This is a genomic window from Pseudomonas sp. Root562, from assembly GCF_001427125.1.
In the GTDB taxonomy this organism is placed as follows: domain Bacteria; phylum Pseudomonadota; class Gammaproteobacteria; order Pseudomonadales; family Pseudomonadaceae; genus Aquipseudomonas.
In genome coordinates, this window is record NZ_LMGK01000010.1 from 1 (window position 1) to 15,682 (window position 15,682).

Annotated in this window: 19 protein-coding genes; 11 read left to right on the forward strand and 8 right to left on the reverse strand. The window is 59.3% G+C overall.

The annotated features are described in order from the left end of the window. From ASD60_RS29365 to ASD60_RS09360, 4 genes are all read left to right on the forward strand, one after another. Positions 1-98, forward strand: a 98-nt coding sequence (locus ASD60_RS29365; RefSeq protein ID WP_231492973.1) for a hypothetical protein, incomplete at its 5' end; no start/stop codon positions are given. Positions 99-373: 275 nt separating this feature from the next. Continuing rightward, positions 374-844, forward strand: a complete 471-nt coding sequence (locus ASD60_RS09350; protein WP_056853727.1) for an arsenate reductase ArsC — start codon at positions 374-376, stop codon at positions 842-844. Between the two features lie 12 nt (positions 845-856). Then, entirely contained in the window at positions 857-1,558 is a 702-nt protein-coding gene (gene arsH, locus ASD60_RS09355; protein WP_056853728.1) for an arsenical resistance protein ArsH, read from the forward strand. A gap of 141 nt (positions 1,559-1,699) precedes the next feature. Beyond that, complete coding sequence (locus ASD60_RS09360) at positions 1,700-1,960, forward strand: hypothetical protein (RefSeq protein WP_056853729.1); 261 nt, start codon at positions 1,700-1,702, stop codon at positions 1,958-1,960. A 158-nt stretch (positions 1,961-2,118) separates the two neighbouring features. Here ASD60_RS09360 and ASD60_RS09365 read toward each other — a convergent pair whose 3' ends face one another. The 3 genes from ASD60_RS09365 to ASD60_RS09375 all read right to left on the reverse strand — a co-directional run bounded on the left by ASD60_RS09365 (position 2,119) and on the right by ASD60_RS09375 (position 5,574). Beyond that, positions 2,119-3,978: an ABC transporter ATP-binding protein gene (locus tag ASD60_RS09365; protein ID WP_056853730.1), complete on the reverse strand. Its 1,860-nt coding sequence runs from the start codon at positions 3,976-3,978 to the stop codon at positions 2,119-2,121. 148 nt (positions 3,979-4,126) lie between these two features. Continuing rightward, positions 4,127-4,561, reverse strand: coding sequence for a GFA family protein (locus ASD60_RS09370; protein ID WP_056853731.1), 435 nt, complete (start codon positions 4,559-4,561; stop codon positions 4,127-4,129). A gap of 71 nt (positions 4,562-4,632) precedes the next feature. Beyond that, the gene (locus ASD60_RS09375) at positions 4,633-5,574 is read right to left on the reverse strand and encodes a carbon-nitrogen hydrolase family protein (RefSeq protein WP_056853732.1); all 942 of its coding nucleotides are present in this window, start codon (positions 5,572-5,574) and stop codon (positions 4,633-4,635) included. A gap of 104 nt (positions 5,575-5,678) precedes the next feature. Between ASD60_RS09375 and ASD60_RS09380 the strand changes: the two genes are divergently transcribed. Continuing rightward, positions 5,679-6,380, forward strand: coding sequence for a winged helix-turn-helix transcriptional regulator (locus tag ASD60_RS09380; RefSeq protein WP_056853733.1), 702 nt, complete (start codon positions 5,679-5,681; stop codon positions 6,378-6,380). Positions 6,381-6,486: 106 nt separating this feature from the next. On the opposite strand, the gene ASD60_RS09385 is transcribed toward ASD60_RS09380, so the two are convergent. Further along, entirely contained in the window at positions 6,487-7,251 is a 765-nt protein-coding gene (locus ASD60_RS09385; protein ID WP_056853734.1) for an SDR family NAD(P)-dependent oxidoreductase, read from the reverse strand. A 233-nt stretch (positions 7,252-7,484) separates the two neighbouring features. Between ASD60_RS09385 and ASD60_RS09390 the strand changes: the two genes are divergently transcribed. Next, entirely contained in the window at positions 7,485-8,429 is a 945-nt protein-coding gene (locus tag ASD60_RS09390; RefSeq protein WP_056853735.1) for a helix-turn-helix domain-containing protein, read from the forward strand. Positions 8,430-8,449: 20 nt separating this feature from the next. Here ASD60_RS09390 and ASD60_RS09395 read toward each other — a convergent pair whose 3' ends face one another. After that, on the reverse strand, positions 8,450-9,358 hold the full coding sequence (locus tag ASD60_RS09395; protein WP_056853736.1) for a LysR family transcriptional regulator: 909 nt from the start codon (positions 9,356-9,358) through the stop codon (positions 8,450-8,452). Between the two features lie 134 nt (positions 9,359-9,492). Between ASD60_RS09395 and ASD60_RS09400 the strand changes: the two genes are divergently transcribed. From ASD60_RS09400 to ASD60_RS09410, 3 genes are all read left to right on the forward strand, one after another. Next, positions 9,493-10,062 carry an NADPH-dependent FMN reductase gene (locus ASD60_RS09400; RefSeq protein ID WP_056853737.1) on the forward strand — a complete coding sequence of 190 codons (570 nt, stop codon included), beginning with the start codon at positions 9,493-9,495 and terminating at the stop codon, positions 10,060-10,062. 216 nt (positions 10,063-10,278) lie between these two features. Beyond that, positions 10,279-10,842 (forward strand): GNAT family N-acetyltransferase, encoded by a 564-nt coding sequence (locus ASD60_RS09405; protein ID WP_056853738.1) that lies wholly within the window; start codon positions 10,279-10,281, stop codon positions 10,840-10,842. A gap of 54 nt (positions 10,843-10,896) precedes the next feature. After that, the gene (locus tag ASD60_RS09410) at positions 10,897-11,808 is read left to right on the forward strand and encodes a universal stress protein (protein ID WP_056853739.1); all 912 of its coding nucleotides are present in this window, start codon (positions 10,897-10,899) and stop codon (positions 11,806-11,808) included. 34 nt (positions 11,809-11,842) lie between these two features. Here ASD60_RS09410 and ASD60_RS09415 read toward each other — a convergent pair whose 3' ends face one another. Then, positions 11,843-12,247, reverse strand: a complete 405-nt coding sequence (locus ASD60_RS09415) for a DUF488 domain-containing protein (protein ID WP_056853740.1) — start codon at positions 12,245-12,247, stop codon at positions 11,843-11,845. Next, positions 12,244-13,065 carry an AraC family transcriptional regulator gene (locus ASD60_RS09420; RefSeq protein WP_056853741.1) on the reverse strand — a complete coding sequence of 274 codons (822 nt, stop codon included), beginning with the start codon at positions 13,063-13,065 and terminating at the stop codon, positions 12,244-12,246. Before ASD60_RS09420 ends, ASD60_RS09415 begins: the two co-directional genes overlap by 4 nt. 131 nt (positions 13,066-13,196) lie before the next feature. On the opposite strand from ASD60_RS09420, the gene ASD60_RS09425 reads away from it, so the two are divergent. Beyond that, positions 13,197-13,715: a carboxymuconolactone decarboxylase family protein gene (locus ASD60_RS09425; RefSeq protein ID WP_056853742.1), complete on the forward strand. Its 519-nt coding sequence runs from the start codon at positions 13,197-13,199 to the stop codon at positions 13,713-13,715. A 25-nt stretch (positions 13,716-13,740) separates the two neighbouring features. Further along, positions 13,741-13,992 (forward strand): glutaredoxin 3, encoded by a 252-nt coding sequence (gene grxC, locus ASD60_RS09430; RefSeq protein ID WP_056853743.1) that lies wholly within the window; start codon positions 13,741-13,743, stop codon positions 13,990-13,992. Between the two features lie 176 nt (positions 13,993-14,168). Here grxC and ASD60_RS09435 read toward each other — a convergent pair whose 3' ends face one another. Beyond that, positions 14,169-15,677 carry a tripartite tricarboxylate transporter permease gene (locus tag ASD60_RS09435; protein WP_056853744.1) on the reverse strand — a complete coding sequence of 503 codons (1,509 nt, stop codon included), beginning with the start codon at positions 15,675-15,677 and terminating at the stop codon, positions 14,169-14,171. Between the last annotated feature and the right edge of the window lie 5 nt (positions 15,678-15,682).

Consider the following 15,682-nt stretch of genomic DNA (forward strand, 5'->3'; position numbering starts at 1 on the left):
GCGTCGGCCGTGAAACCCACAAGATGATGCTCGATCACTATCAGCAGACCAAAAACCTGCTGGTGAGCTACGACATCAATCCGCTGGGCTTCTTCTGATCCGGCGCGATATCGCGTAACGGCTATCGCGGGCCAGCCTTGCGCCTACGGGATTGCGCACTACCTGTAGAGCAAGGCTTGCCCGCGATGGCGTCTTCAATACCCTCCGACGCCCATGGATGAGTTGCCCGCACATACGGATATCCGTATATTTGACTTCCCGTATATGTCGGTACGACCTCAAAGTGCTGACACTTGCGATTCTGTTGATTACCCTCTCGGCGCGGACACGGCGCTTGAGTCTTCGATATCCGCAAATGCGGAGGGAGCAATCCATGCGAGTTCTGTTCATGTGCACGGCCAACAGCTGTCGCAGCATCCTTTCAGAAGCCATGTTCAATCACCTGGCACCGCAGGGTTTCGAAGCGGTAAGTTCCGGCAGCTTTCCCAAAGGCAAAGTACTGCCGCGTAGCCTGACCACGCTACAACAGTCCGCCATTTCCATCGAAGGATTGAGCAGCAAGGGCAATGATGCCTTTGAGGATAACCCACCGGATATCGTCATTACCGTTTGCGACAAGGCAGCAGGCGAAAGTTGCCCGGTGTATTTCGGCCCGGCGCTGAAGGCCCATTGGGGCCTGGAAGATCCTTCCGACGTAGTGGGTGACGAAGCGGCGGTGGACGCGGCTTTCCGCGCCACGCTTGTGCACATCGAGCAACGCTGCAGGGCGTTCCTCGCCCTGCCCTTCAATGAACTCAGCCGCGATCAACTCAAACGCGAACTGGACCGAATCGGCGCTCTCTGAGCAGGAAGAAACATGTCTGAGCAACTGCCTAACCTTGACCTCTCCCTGTTCGACGACGCAGGCATCACTTTTCGTCCGGGCGAACCCAAGCCACGCATCCTGTTGTTGTACGGGTCGACCCGCGAGCGCTCGTTCAGCCGTCTGCTGGTCGAAGAGGCCGCACGCCTGCTGGAACACTTTGGTGCAGAAACCCGCATCTTCAATCCCTCCGGTTTGCCGCTTCCCGACGATGCACCTGTGGATCATCCCAAGGTGCAGGAGTTGCGCGATCTGGTGTTGTGGTCGCAAGGTCAGGTCTGGTGTTCGCCGGAGCGGCATGGCGCGATGTCGGCTGTATTCAAGGCACAGATTGACTGGATTCCCCTTGCCCTCGGTGCCATTCGCCCGACTCAGGGCAAGACACTGGCGGTGATGCAAGTCTGCGGTGGTTCGCAGTCCTTCAACGCAGTCAACCAGCTGCGTGTGCTGGGACGCTGGATGCGCATGTTCACCATTCCCAATCAATCCTCGGTGCCGAAGGCTTTTATGGAATTCGACGAAGCCGGCCGAATGAAGCCCTCGGCGTTCTACGACCGCGTGGTCGACGTGATGGAAGAACTGGTGAAATTCACCCTGCTGCTACGTGACCATCAGGGGTTTCTGGTGGATCGCTACTCCGAACGCAAGGAAAGCGCCGAACAGCTCATGGCCCGCGTGAACCAGCGTTCAATCTGAGGTCGTCAAGTTTATCGGTATCAGAGGCGCGCGCTTCGAACAGATAGGCGGCAATCGGCCGAAGCCGCCCGTGGATGGAGCGATCGTAAATGACGGCTAAGCTACCTTCTAGCGTCGGGTTTACAACTCGGAGGGGAGCCAATGAAACGCTGTGCAATGCTCATCGCGATCTGTTTGCTGGCCACGGCTTGTCAGAGCACAAATAATGGCGTCACCCGACTCGACAATTGTGTCTGCTACAAATCGTCCGAGGCACAACATCTGAAAGCATCGCAAATAGCCTGGAACGACCCAGAAACGCTGCAGGAACAGTTCTCGCACTGCATTTGTCGAGCGTTGATTGACCTGAAGGAGGTCGATGATCCCGGTAAGCTCTTCGTGCCTGGAACCGAAATAAAATGAATGTCGCTCGCCGGTAAGAGGCACCAGGGGCGTTGAGAGACGGGCAAGGCATCGACAGGCAAACACCAGGCAATTGCTTCCACCGCTCGTCTTCGCCCTCCTCTGTCTGGCAATCGTCGTGCAGCTCTCCCTCTCGCCCGTTGCCTGCCCCTTCACACTCACGCCTGATCCATTGCCTCGACCACGCCCTTGTCCTCACCCAGGAACCCGCCACTCTGATGCTGCCAAAGCCGCGCATAGATGCCGTTCTTCGCGAGTAACTCGGTGTGGGTGCCCTGCTCGATGATGCGTCCGTCATCCATGACGATCAGGCGGTCCATGGCTGCAATGGTGGACAGCCGATGGGCGATGGCGATCACGGTTTTGCCCTGCATCATTTCATCGAGGCTTTCCTGAATGGCCACTTCGACTTCCGAGTCCAGCGCGCTGGTGGCCTCGTCAAGCAGCAGGATCGGGGCGTTCTTGAGCATCACCCGGGCAATCGCGACGCGTTGACGCTGGCCGCCGGACAGCTTGATGCCGCGCTCACCCACCAGGGTGTCGTAGCCGGTATGGCCCTGCCGGTCGCTCAGTTGGCTGATGAACTCATCGGCCTGGGCATTGGCCGCGGCGGCACGGATTTGCGCGTCGGTCGCATCGGGACGACCGTATGCAATGTTGTCGCGAATGGAACGGTGCAGCAGCGAAGTGTCCTGGGTGACCATGCCGATGGAGCTGCGCAGGCTGTCTTGCGTCACGTGTGCAATGTTCTGGCCGTCGATGCGAATCTCCCCGCTGTCGACGTCATAGAAGCGCAGCAGCAAGTTGATAAGCGTGGATTTGCCGGCGCCAGAGCGGCCGACCAGGCCGATTTTTTCACCCGGACGAATGTTCAGGCTCAGGCCATCGAGCACCTGGCGCTCGCCATTGTAGTTGAAGCTCACTTTATCGAAGGTTACCGCGCCGCCTGAGGTCACCAGCACACCCGCATCCGGTGCATCCTTGACCTTGGGACCGCGGGTCAGCGTCGCCATGCCGTCCTGTACCGTGCCGATGCTCTCGAACAGCGAGGTCATTTGCCACATGATCCAGTTCGACATGCCATTGATCCGCAACGCCATTGCAGTGATTGCCGCCACGGCACCTGCGCCGACGTCACCCTGGTGCCACAGCCACAGGGCATAACCGCCGGCGGCCATGATCAGCCCCACCACCAATGCCTGGTTGACGATCTCGAACTGGCTGACCAGGCGCATCTGGCGAAAGCCGGTTTGCTTGAAATCCTCCATTGCCGCTCGCGCGAAGTGCGCTTCACGATTGGAATGGGAGAACAGTTTCACCGTAGTGATGTTCGTGTACGCATCCGAGATACGCCCGGTCATCATTGACCGCGCATTCGCCTGTTCCTGCCCGACTTTCCCCAGGCGAGGCACGAAGTACCACATGGCCAGGCCGAACAGCAGAGCCCAGGCAACGAATGGCAGCATGAGTTTCAGCGCGAAGCCACCGGCCAGTGCGATGATCGCAATGAAATACACCCCGATACCCGGGACGATTTCGATCAGGGTGAAGAGCACGTCTCGTACCGCTAGCGCGGTCTGCATCACCTTGGTGGTGACGCGGCCGGAAAACTCATCGGAAAAAAACGACAGGCTTTGCCGCAACATCAGGCGATGGAAGTCCCAGCGCAGCCGCAACGGCAAGTTAATTGCCAATATCTGGTGCTGCACCATGGTGCGCAACGCCACCAGCCCGACACTGGTTACCATGACAATACCCATGCCCCACAACACCCGACTTTCCTGCGCAGCCGCCTCACCGCCTGCCTGCCAGGTCGAGAGCAGGTCCACGACCTGGCCGAGAAAGGAAAACAGCCATGCTTCGTAAATCGATACACCGGCACCGAGCAGCGCCAGCGCGAGGATGTAACCACGCGCTCCCCGCGTACAGGCCCACAGGAAACGAGCCAGGCCGTCCGGTGGCGGTGGCACCTCGTCAGGCGGAAAGGGATCGAGCCTTCGTTCAAACACACGAAGCATGGTGTTCTCCAAAACAGTCAAGTTAAGGAGATTCTGCCATTGAACGGGCGCCTTGAGGGTTTGCAACGTCAAGGTATGGCGTTGTCGGCAGGTTGCCGCCGATGGCGAAAGGTGGAAATCGCGCGCCGGCACCCCGCCGCTGCCAGCCTCATTCGTCCACGCTGATGCCTGATCCTCCCAATTCACCTGGGACATCCTTAAGCTTCGGCACCCCATCCCTGATACGCAGCGCGGCCTCTTGGTAGTGGACGTGAACACCTGGCGAAAACGCGAGATCCGGGATGACCGCGGCATACACATCGATGAGGCCCATCCCGGGGTGTTCGGTGAAGAGGTGTCCGCCGCAACGCCTGCACCATTTGCGATAACTCTGCGGTGTCTTGTTGAAGGTGCCAATGTCGTCAGCCCCCCGAGTGACTTGCACCGCCTCGGGTTTCCACAGCGTGAAGGCATTGACCGGCGCGGCTGACCACTGTCGACACGACTCGCAATGGCAATAGCCCATTGCCGCCGGCTCACCGCTGACGGTGAATTCGACAGCGCCGCAAAAACAACTGCCTTTGTAAGACCTTTGAATGCTCATGGAATGACTCCTTCATCAGTTAACGCACGTACAGCCGAAGTCGGGACGGATTGCCTGAGGGTTAGCCAGCTTCACTCGTCGACGAAGCGCACCGCCGTCGTCGGCGTGCGTCGCACTTGCAGATCGAAAATGTCGGGGCGCGCATAGTGCCCGCTGACGTCGAGCGCCCGCCGCGCTGGCGCCACGAGTGAGGTGTCGATGTCCGCATACAGAATGCCCGCCTCCCGGTGCAACGGACCGGCTGTGATCCGGCCTTGAGGGTTGACCACCACCGAGTCACCGTCGTTGATCCACTCATCCGGATCGGGAAACAGTTGCAGGCGACCTGGAAAGTCATCGGGAATGTCGTTGCCGCGCAGCAAGCTGCCACTGCCAAGCACCCAGCAACGGCCTTCGAGTGCAATGTGCCGCATCGTGCTGATCCAGCCCTCGCCAGTGTCGTAGGTTGGCGCAACGTAGATTTCCACGCCCTGGGAATACAATGAATAGCGCGCCAGGGGCATGTAGTTTTCCCAGCAGATGAGCGTACCGATGCGACCGACGGGTGTATCGACGGTACGCAACCCTGACGCATCGCCGAAACCATGGACCATGCGCTCGGGGTTCGTTGGCATCAACTTGCGATGACGGTTGAGCACTTCGCCATGGGTTCCGATAACGACTACGCTGTTGTAAAGCGTGCCGCCTCCATTACGGCGTTCGCGTTCATTGATGCCGCATACGATTGTCACGGCGTGAGCAACAGCGGCCTCGCACAGTTCGTTCAGGTCGCCGCTCGCGATATCAATCGCGTTGGCCAACAGGCGAGTATGCAACTGCCCCATTAGAGCCCCGTCTTTTCCCGCCGCCAGCCGCCAGATCCACGACGGGTAACCTGGAATGAATGATTCGGGCAAAACAATCAACGAGGCTCCCGACGCTGCAGCTTCGCGGACCGATTGCACGGCCTGGGCGATCGTCGCGCTACGATCGAGCAGCACCGGCGGCCGCTGAATGATGGCTATCTTGGTCATGACGTACTCCTGAAACCGTGGCTTTGGCAGGTTTCAGCGTGCACGTCGGGAAACCGCCCGGCTAGTTCAGAATCTGAAGCGTTGAAGTAGCGGAGGGACAGGCGATGGATGAAAGCTATGGTCAGTTCTGTACGGTCGCACGCGGTGCCGAGGCACTGTGCGAACGCTGGACGCCTTTGGTCGTGCGCGAGTTGCTATGCGGCAGCAAGCGTTTCAATGAACTGCACCGCGGCGTGCCACGCATGTCCACCAGCTTGCTGGCACAGCGGCTGCGCCACCTGGAAGATATCGGTGTCGTGCATCGCACGGCCGCAGGCAACGTCTGGGAATACAGCCTGACCGAGGCCGGCGAGGATTTGCGCCCCATCATCATGGCACTGGGCCATTGGGGGGCGCGCTGGATAGGCAGTCGCCTTCGCGATAACGAACTCGACGCGGGCTTGCTGATGTGGGACATACGTCGGTTTGCGCGCATCGAAATGTTCCCGCCCCGGTCGGTGGTCATTCACTTCCGGTTCCGCGACGCGCGGTCCGGTGAGCAAGCGTGGTGGCTGGTGGTTGAACAGGGTGTGGCAGATCTGTGTCGCGACGATCCGGGACGCGAACTCACGCTCGTCGTGGACTCCAGCGTACGAGCATTGACTGAGGTGTGGACCGGCGACCGCACGCCAAAAGAGGTTCTGCGGTCACAGGAATTGCGGGTAGACGGCGCCGTGCAAGACGCAGAAAACTTGTGGCGCTGGCTTGGCACGAGTGCGTTCGCAGGCACCCGGCGCGCTGCAATCCAGCCTTTGCAACAGCCGTAGAGAAAGCACGCGTTTGCAGTTCGCTCCTGGCCGTTCTCAGCCGGACACCACCGGCAGAAAACGGCCCAGAAGCTGCTCTCTTTAACGCAAATGCCCGTTCGGTCGATCAACCAGCGGTGACGGTCATGCCGCCATCCGCCATGACCACCGAGCCAACAATGAAGCTTGCGCGGTCCGAGGCGAGAAATGCCACGACTTCGGCAATTTCTTCCGGCTGCGCGGCACGTCCGATGGGAGCGGCTTCACCGTGCTTGGCCAGGAAGCCAGGACCGTCCTCTACCACGTCGTTAAGAATGTTGGTGACAACGTCGCCGACGCCGATGGCATTGACGCGAATGCCATGCTCGATAGCCTCTAGCGCCAGCGTGCGGGTCAATTGGGCCAATGCGCCTTTGGACGCGGTGTAAGCGGCAATGGTCGGGAAGGCGAAATAGGAGGCATAAGAGGCGATATTGACTATCGCTCCCGATTTGTTGGGCATCATCGCCTTGACCGCTTCGCGGCAATGCAAAAAGGCCGCGGTTGCGTTGACTGCCTGGATGCGCTCCCAGTCTTCGCGGGTCATGTCGATGACCAGCTTGTTGATGATGATCCCGGCGTTGTTGACCAGAATGTCCAGTCGCCCGAACGTCTCGACGGCCAATCCGACGGCGCGCTCGGCAACCCCGTCTTTGCTGATGTCGGCTACCAGCGGCACCAATCCGGGACGAGCGAGTGCTTCGACGGCGGGATTGATGTCTTCAGCAATGACCTTGGCGCCACGCGCATGCAGCATCAGTGCGATAGCCTTGCCGATGCCACTGGCGGCGCCGGTGACCAGCGCGACTTTGCCTTCGACTTCGTTGGGAATACGGTGATTGATCTGAGTCATGGTGCTCTCCTGCTTGCAAGCCGGCGAGATATTCGGCGGCCTGGCGCCCGTGAGGCGCTGTAGTTATCGACGGCCTCACTGTCGCGCAATCGGGAGAATCGGGCTTTCGCAGGCTTGCCGTGGCTGTTGGAGTTTTGCGCCAACATCTGAATTTCTGAGGTAGCTTGCGCAATTGCCGATGGGTACCGAGGTTGCGTTACCCTGTTGATGCCAGCCCCTCAGCGCTTTTTTCAATGGAGCCTCGTGTGCGCCAGCCTGAACATGACGACGTGCCACCGATTGATACCCTTCGCATCGCGGCCGAATCGATGCCGCAGCATCTGCCGGGAACGCCGCAGGTGTTGCCGTTGCTCCCGCAGATGCAGGATGTGATGGTGCAGTTGTTCAGCCATCACAGCACCGTAGAGCCAATACTCGTGCCCGCCGTGGTCGAGCCCCTGCTGGTATTGGTCCTGACAGGCTCGGCCAAGGTCGAGGAGCGATCCCTCGGTGGGGCCTGGAAAGCCGTCGAGGTGCAGGCTGGCGACTTTTTTCTTACCAATACAAATGAACCCTATGAGATGCGCTGGCAGACCCTGGGCTGCGACACCTTCGAAGTGATGCATCTTTATCTCGGCCTGCCCATGATTGAACAGGCGGCCCGTGATGTTCTGGGTGAGCACAGCGTTGCAGTGACGTTCCTGGATATCTCCGGTGCCCGGGATGAACGGATAAGTTTCATGCTCAATCAGTTACGCCTCGAGTTGATCGAGCAACGCAAACCCAGCCCGCTGTTCGTACACAGCCTGGCTCAGGCGCTGACCGTTCACCTGATACGGCGTTATCTCAATCCGCACAGTACGACCCGACGCAGCAATGCTCTGCAAGCGTACAAGCTGCGTCGCGTTATCGACGCAATGAACGAGCACCTGGCCGATGACTTCAGTCTTGCGCAATTGGCACGAATCGCTGACTTGAGCGACTACCACTTCAGCCGGATGTTCAAGCGTGCCACGGGGCTGTCGCCGTCGCAGTATTTCATCCGCCTGCGCATGAGTCGCGCGCGACATCTACTGCTCGAGACCGAGCGCAGCATCATTGATGTCGGGCTGGAAGTCGGTTATTCCAGCCCCAGCCATTTTTCCCAGGTTTTTCGTCGCGAAGTCGGCGTCACGCCCAGCGCCTACCGCCAAGCGTGAGGTGCCCTGGTCTTGTGCGATCAGTGGATTTTCAAGTTTGCCGCCAGAAAATCCATGAAGGCTCTGACACGTGTGGGCAACTTCCCTCCTTGCCCGACGTAAACCGCGTGCACTTCCGTCTTTGCGCTGGGCACGAAGTCCTCTAGCACCGAAAGAAGCCGGCCTTCCGCCAGATCTTGCTCGACCTGGCAAAACCCAACGCGCGCGAGGCCGAGCCCAAGAATTGCCAGATCGCGAACTGCATTGCCGTCACTGGCCCGTGCATTGCCGGCGACGGCCACCGGGATGGGTTGGCCGTCTGCGCTGACGAAGCCCCACTCCATCATCGGTGGACTGAAGGTGAACCCCAGACAGGTGTGGTCCGCAAGATCGGCTGGCGTTTTCGGTATGCCGCGAGCTGCAAGATAGGCCGGTGATGCCACGACAAGGGCTCTCGTCTCGCCCAAGCGCCTGGCCACGAGATTGGAGCTTTTCAGCGGGCCGCTGCGGATGGCCACGTCAGCCCGGGCGCTGATCAGGTCGACAACCTCGTCACTGAGAAAAACCTCCACCGAGACTCCAGGGTGGAGCCGCAAAAATGTCTGCAACAGGGGCAGCAGATACAAACGCCCGATATCGACGTTGCAGTTGACCCGCACGGTTCCCTGCGGTTCGGAGCTCGCCGCGGCCTCCTGCTCGGCCTCATCGAGCGCCGCCAGGATAGTCACGCTGCGTTCATAGAACGCGGCCCCTTCAGGCGTGAGCAATTGCCGTCTTGTCGAGCGATTGAGCAAACGCGTGCCCAAGCGGTTTTCCAGCCTCGAGACCAGCTTGCTGACCGCTGACGGGGTCATCGCACAATGCTTGGCGGCCGCCGTATAACCGCCATCTTCAACAACCCTGACGAACACGTTCATTTCGGCGAAGCAGTTTATGTCCAACCGTCTCATATGAATTCACGTCACAAATTGTATGCCCCAGTACCGGCTATATCTGCCGCGCTGCCACTCATACTCTAATCCAGAGCCTGAAAGGCGCAGGAGAAATTCAGCAAAGACGTGCGGATTTACGGTGGGAGGTTGAGATGAACAGCGAGATGAAACTGATCGTGATTCATGGCGCCAAGGATGAGGAAGGTCTGGACGCTGCGCTGCTGAAATGGGTTACTGATGTTTTGGCGCAACGTGCCGAGTTCGAGCCTTGGTTTATGGGACCTGCCGACCTCATGGCCAAACCTGACAAGTTGGCAGTGATACAGCGACAGGAAACTCTTCGCCATTTGGTCGATGCTGATGCATTTCTGTTCATCACATCGCAACTGTCCGATGTTTATCACTCCGGGCTTAAAGCATTCATTGATCAGGTGTCGGTTCGCTGGCACGCAAGGCCAGTGGCATTCATTGGCTACGGCGGGGCATCGGGTGGACTTTGTGCGATCGATCACCTTCGCCAGGTGCTGTCCGCGCAGCACGCGGTACCTATCAGCAATTACGTGTCCTTCACTGATCCCTGGTCGCTGATCGATGAGGCCGGGCATGTACGACAGACTGATCAAGCCCGGCTGCCCATGGCTCGAATGCTGGTTCAGCTGAACTGGTGGGCAAGCACCCTGAAGGCTGCGAGGGAACAGATGCCGTATGTACTGGTGAGCTAAGCCCCTAAAAAACCTGAAGAAACGTCACTCGATGAGTGACGTCGCTGGTGATGTGAGTGCCGTCAATGTCGGTGCCTTGACGAAGCGGGAACCTCTACAGCCTTTGATCGAATGTTTGATCCAGATCAAATACCAGGGCAGGCAGCGGCGTAGAAAGGAATGAAACAGGCTTTTGCCGTGCCCGCCCTATAAGAACAACGCTGGAGGATTAACCCCATGCTTACCGTCAAAGACCACAATGACCGCGCCGCAGCCGCTTACGCCGCGGTGGACAGCCAGTACTGGATCGAAGCGCTCAGGGATGGTCGCCACGTGCTGATCCGGCCACTGACGGAAAAGGACCGCGACCGCGAATATGCCTTCATCAAACGGCTGTCTCCGGAATCCCGGCACATGCGCTTTCTTGCGCAAATCAGTGAGCCCAGCGCCGCGATGCTCGATCAGTTGATGGACACCGACAACAAACAACGCGTGGCCTACATCGCCATGGTCCACGACAACGGTCGGCTGGTCGAGATCGGCATCAGCCGCTACGCCGCCACCAGCGAACAGGTGTGTGAATGCGCCGTCACGGTCGCCGATGAATGGACCCACCTGGGGCTGGGCACTTTACTGATGGAACACTTGATCAAGGCCGCACGCCATAACGGCTTTCAGCAGATGTATTCGGTAGACGCCGCCAGCAATGCGCCAATGCGCGACCTGGCCAAGGCGTTGGGATTCGAGACATCCAACGATCCCGACGACAGTCGTCAGGTGATCCACCGACTTTACCTGTAAGAACCTGGAGTCATTTCGGCACACCACTGTTCGATGACCTACCGGAGTACAGTCATGGCTGATCAATCGCGTTTCATGCTGGTCGTCCCACCTCTGATGCACAACAGTCCCGCCTTTGACCGGGCTGCAGCATTGGCCAAAGCGTCGCAAGCAGCATTGCACATCGTGGCGTTCGATTACCTCGAAGGGCTGGCGACTGCCGGGATGGTTAATGAACAAGCGCTGGATCAGATGCGGCTGGGTTATGTCGAGCGTCATCGCCAGTGGCTTGAAGACCAGGCACGCCCCATGCGCAAGATCGGTGTGCACGTCACCACGGAAGTGGTCTGGGTAGAGCGGCCGTTGCAAGAGATCCTGATTCATCTCAAAGAGCAGCCGATGGCCGCCTTGATCAAAGCCCTGGAGCACGAATCGCTGCTGTCGCGCCTGATGTTTACCCCACTGGATATTCACCTGCTGCGCGAATGCCCGGTCCCCCTGCATTTTGTCAGCCATATGCATCACGCATTGCCGCGCAAAATTGTCGCTGCCGTAGACCCTTTTCACAGTGATGACCAATACAAGGGTTTCAACGACAGGATCTTGTGTGAGGCGTCCAAACTGGCCATCACCTGCAATGCGCAACTCGACGTGGTTTACGCCCATGATCTTTCATCCATCAGTGCAGATGAATTCGGCTTCAGTAATGGCTCGGCGTTTTTTTCTTCGAGCAAAGCCAAGACATTGTTCGACTCACAAGCCGATGCCTTCCGCGAGCTTGCGCAGCGCAACGGTATTGAACCGGAATGTCAGCACATGATCCTGGGCGATCCGGCCAAGGTGCTTTGCAACTATGCGCAGGCCTATGAAACAGACGTGATCGTCATGGGACGCGCCGGTCACCGCGCCATGGAACGCTTGGTGGGCAGCACCATCGAACGCGTGCTGTACAAGATGCCGTGCAGCGTGTGGGTGGTTCAGGAATAAAATCCAGGTTGGATCAGCGGCCAATGCAGACGTCTCAATAACCCGGAAACTCGTCGCGATAGCACACCGGCGAGCTGGCCTCCTGGTATCGATCCAGCTCGTCCTCCAGCCATCGGGCGAGTACGACGGCGTGGTTTTCCAGCAGGTTTTGAGCGGCAAAAACCAGCGTGAGCGTGCCGGTTTGTGCATATCCCAGAAGCGCCCACCAGTGTTCCGGGCGAGCGATCAGTTGCTGGCGATAGGCCGCGCTGAATTGGCCGAAATCCACTTCACCGGCGGCAAATGCCTTGTGCAAATCAATCGAAGGCGCGACGTCGGGCAACCATTGGTCCAGCGGCAACGAATCCCTGGAGCAATGTCGCGGCCACTCTCGATCGACCAATATCCGTCGCCCGTCTTCGCCCCTGGCAGGTTCGCCCGCGCGTTTGCATTGGATCATGGCGTCTCCCCTCTCCATTCCCGGGGGCTGACACCGGTCTTGCGGCGAAACGCCCGGGCCAGTGCCGATGGGCTTTCGTAGCCAACCTCTTCGGCGATCAGGGCAATGGGCTTGCCCTCGCGCAAGCGTTTCTGCGCCAGGCTGATGCGCCAGCTCACCAGATAATCCACCGGAGCCTGGCCGACCACGCGCTTGAAATGTTCGGCGAAGCTGGCTCGCGACATGTTCGCCGCCACCGACAATTCGGCCACGCTCCAGGGCTTGCCCGGAAACTCATGCATAAGGTTCAGGGAGCGTGCCAGGCGTGGATCGGCAAGGCCGGCCATCATGCCCGGCTGTTGATTGCGACTGCTGAGGATGTGGCGCAACAACAGGATTACCACCAGTTCGAACAGTCGATCCATCACCGCTTCCCGACCGCAGGTGCCAGCAAAGGCTTCGTCGAACAACCATTGCAGGGTGCTGGCCAATGTGGGGATTTCATCGAGTTTCAGCACCAGGAAATCCGGCAGCGCGGCGGCCAGGGCATTGCCAGCCCCGCCATCGAAATCCAGGGATGCACACACCAACTGCGTGCCGAAGGAATCGGGGGCGAACAAGCGGTGACGATAAGGTCGCGGGAAAAAGATCAGCGTTGGCTCGCGCAGGTGCAGCTCTCGTTCGTCTGCCAGTTTGAGCGACAACTCGCCCGCCTGAAGCAGATGCACATGGCCGCACGCCTGGCTGCCATCGAACGCCGTCGTGCCGCAAAACGTGCCGCTGTGAAAGGTGCCGGCGTTGACGCCGAAATGGTTGAGCAACGTGGAAAGGCGATCCATGGGAAGCTCCCGAAGCTGTTCTGGACGATCTGTCGCATATCGTCGACGATTTGCAGCCAATTGACCAGCATGAATCACTAGCATGGACTCCGTACCCAGCGCATGTCGCGCTTCAATCCCGGAGAATCACCATGACTCGTATTGCCTCTGTCAGCCTCGAACAAGCTACCGACGCCACCCGCCCATTGCTGGAAGGCGTACAAAAGAAAATCGGCTTCCTGCCCAACGTCTTCAAGGTGCTGGCCCATGCGCCTGCCGTCCTTGCCTCGTACCTGCAAAACTCGGCGGCGCTGAGCAAAACCTCATTGAGCGCCACGGAAAAGGAAGCGATCTACCTCGCCACCTCGCAGGTCAACGGCTGTGATTATTGCCTGGCGGCGCACACCGTTTTTGCCGGCAAGGCCGGGCTCACCCAACAGGAGATCCGCAGTGCGCGAATCGGTCAGTTGGACGCTTACGCCCTGCTTGCCCAGCAGATTACCGAAAGCCGTGGCCAGCTCACCAGCGAACAGATCGCTTCTGCCAGAGCCGCAGGCATCAATGACGCGAAGATCATCGAAGTGGTCGCCCATGTGGCCTCGCAGACGCTGACCAACTACCTGAACAACGTCGCATTGACCGATATCGACTTTCCGGCCATCGACGCCTGATCAACCCATTGCGGAGATAACCAGCATGAACACCGTGACCCTTTACACCACCGACACCTGCCCATACTGCCGCAGCGCCAAATCACTGCTGGCCGGCAAAGGCGCGACGATGCAAGAGATCAATGTCCAGCGCGAACCGGGAAAGTTTGAAGAAATGCTCAGCCGAAGCGGCCGGCGCAGCGTGCCGCAGATTTTTATCGGCGACACGCACATCGGTGGTTTCGATGACCTGGCCAAGCTGGATCGCCAGGGAGGGTTGATGTCGATGCTGGCGTGATTCGTCAGGCGGCTTTGCCGTGCACCAAAACCGCAGACGAACGCACAACCTGTGGGAGCGTGGCTTGCCCGCGATTGCGTCGGCACATTCAGCACGTGTGTGACTGACACACCGCTTTCGCGGGCAAGCCAGCTTCCATATTGGCGGCATTTGACTCACAAATATTGTTGGAACCTTCAATCATCTTCATGCAACTTGATGCCTCGCTTGTGCAGCAGGTACGGCACCATCAGCACCAACAATGTCAGGGCCATGAAAAACGCCGAGATCGGCTGGGTGAAAAATATCGTCCAGTCGCCCTCGCTGATGGACAAGGCGTTGCGCAGTTGCTTTTCGGCCATTGGCCCCAGGAGCATGCCGACAATCACTGGCGCCACCGGGAAATCGAAGCGCCGCATCAGCACACCGGCCCAGCCGATAGCCAACATCAGCAGCAAGTCGAAAGACGAATGGCGCATGCCGTACACGCCGATGGTGGCGAAGACCAGAATCCCGGCGTTCAGGTACGGTCGGGGAATCTGCAGCAATTTGACCCACAGCCCCACCAGCGGCAGGTTCAGCACCAGCAGGATGACGTTGCCGATATACAGCGAAGCCACCAGGGTCCAGACCAGGTCGGCGGAGGTTTCAAACAGCATCGGCCCCGGTTGCAGGTTGTAGTTCTGGAAAGCCGCCAACAGGATTGCCGCCGTCGCCGACGTGGGAATGCCCAGGGTCAGCAACGGCACCAGCGAGCCCGTGGCACTGGCGTTGTTGGCCGCTTCCGGGCCGGCCACACCTTCGATGGCGCCCTGGCCTTTGTTGGCGGAAAACTCTTTCGGGTACTTGCTGAGTTTGCGTTCGGTGGAATAGGACAGGAACGTCGGAATCTCCGCGCCACCGGCCGGAATCGAGCCGAACGGGAAGCCGATAAACGTGCCTCGCAGCCAGGCAGGCACCGAGCGTTTCCAGTCGGCGCGGGTCATCCATAACGACGTCAGGCGATGCCGCCCTTCTGCCTGTTCCGATTGATAAAGCAGGCTGTACAGGGCCTCGCCGACGGCAAACAAACCGACTGCCACCAGCACCACTTCAATGCCGTCGACCAACTCGGGAACGCCCAGGGTGTAGCGGGCGATGCCCGAGGTTGAGTCGAGGCCGATCATGCCGATGGTCAATCCGATCCCTAGCGACGCAAAGCCGCGCAACATCGACGCGCCGAGCACCGCCGACACCGTGGTGAACGACAGCACCAGGATCGCGAAATACTCGGCCGGGCCAAAATTCAGCGCCAGCCTGGCCACCAGCGGTGCGAACAGCGTCAGCAGGATCGTCGCGATCGTACCCGCGACGAATGAGCCGATCGCCGCGGTGGCCAGGGCCGGTCCCGCACGGCCATTGCGCGCCATGAGGTTGCCCTCCAGCGCCGTGACCATGGACGACGACTCACCGGGGGTATTGAGCAGAATCGAGGTGGTTGACCCGCCGAATTGCGCGCCGTAGTAAATCCCGGCAAACATGATCAGCGCACCGGTCGGATCGACCTTGGCGGTGATCGGCAGCAGCAACGCCACGGTCAGTGCCGGCCCGATCCCCGGCAGAACGCCAATGGCAGTGCCGAGCAAACAACCGACAAACCCCCACATCAGATTGATCGGCGTCAGCGCTGCGGAAAATCCCATGGCCAGATTTGCAAGAATGTCCACGCGGT

Coding starts and splice junctions, on each gene's coding strand:
- ASD60_RS09350 (WP_056853727.1), top strand. CDS start 374: ATGCGAGTTCTGTTCATGTGCACGGCCAACAGCTGTCGCAGCATCCTT.
- arsH (WP_056853728.1), top strand. CDS start 857: ATGTCTGAGCAACTGCCTAACCTTGACCTCTCCCTGTTCGACGACGCA.
- ASD60_RS09360 (WP_056853729.1), top strand. CDS start 1,700: ATGAAACGCTGTGCAATGCTCATCGCGATCTGTTTGCTGGCCACGGCT.
- ASD60_RS09365 (WP_056853730.1), bottom strand. CDS start 3,978: ATGCTTCGTGTGTTTGAACGAAGGCTCGATCCCTTTCCGCCTGACGAG.
- ASD60_RS09370 (WP_056853731.1), bottom strand. CDS start 4,561: ATGAGCATTCAAAGGTCTTACAAAGGCAGTTGTTTTTGCGGCGCTGTC.
- ASD60_RS09375 (WP_056853732.1), bottom strand. CDS start 5,574: ATGACCAAGATAGCCATCATTCAGCGGCCGCCGGTGCTGCTCGATCGT.
- ASD60_RS09380 (WP_056853733.1), top strand. CDS start 5,679: ATGGATGAAAGCTATGGTCAGTTCTGTACGGTCGCACGCGGTGCCGAG.
- ASD60_RS09385 (WP_056853734.1), bottom strand. CDS start 7,251: ATGACTCAGATCAATCACCGTATTCCCAACGAAGTCGAAGGCAAAGTC.
- ASD60_RS09390 (WP_056853735.1), top strand. CDS start 7,485: ATGGAGCCTCGTGTGCGCCAGCCTGAACATGACGACGTGCCACCGATT.
- ASD60_RS09395 (WP_056853736.1), bottom strand. CDS start 9,358: ATGAGACGGTTGGACATAAACTGCTTCGCCGAAATGAACGTGTTCGTC.
- ASD60_RS09400 (WP_056853737.1), top strand. CDS start 9,493: ATGAACAGCGAGATGAAACTGATCGTGATTCATGGCGCCAAGGATGAG.
- ASD60_RS09405 (WP_056853738.1), top strand. CDS start 10,279: ATGCTTACCGTCAAAGACCACAATGACCGCGCCGCAGCCGCTTACGCC.
- ASD60_RS09410 (WP_056853739.1), top strand. CDS start 10,897: ATGGCTGATCAATCGCGTTTCATGCTGGTCGTCCCACCTCTGATGCAC.
- ASD60_RS09415 (WP_056853740.1), bottom strand. CDS start 12,247: ATGATCCAATGCAAACGCGCGGGCGAACCTGCCAGGGGCGAAGACGGG.
- ASD60_RS09420 (WP_056853741.1), bottom strand. CDS start 13,065: ATGGATCGCCTTTCCACGTTGCTCAACCATTTCGGCGTCAACGCCGGC.
- ASD60_RS09425 (WP_056853742.1), top strand. CDS start 13,197: ATGACTCGTATTGCCTCTGTCAGCCTCGAACAAGCTACCGACGCCACC.
- grxC (WP_056853743.1), top strand. CDS start 13,741: ATGAACACCGTGACCCTTTACACCACCGACACCTGCCCATACTGCCGC.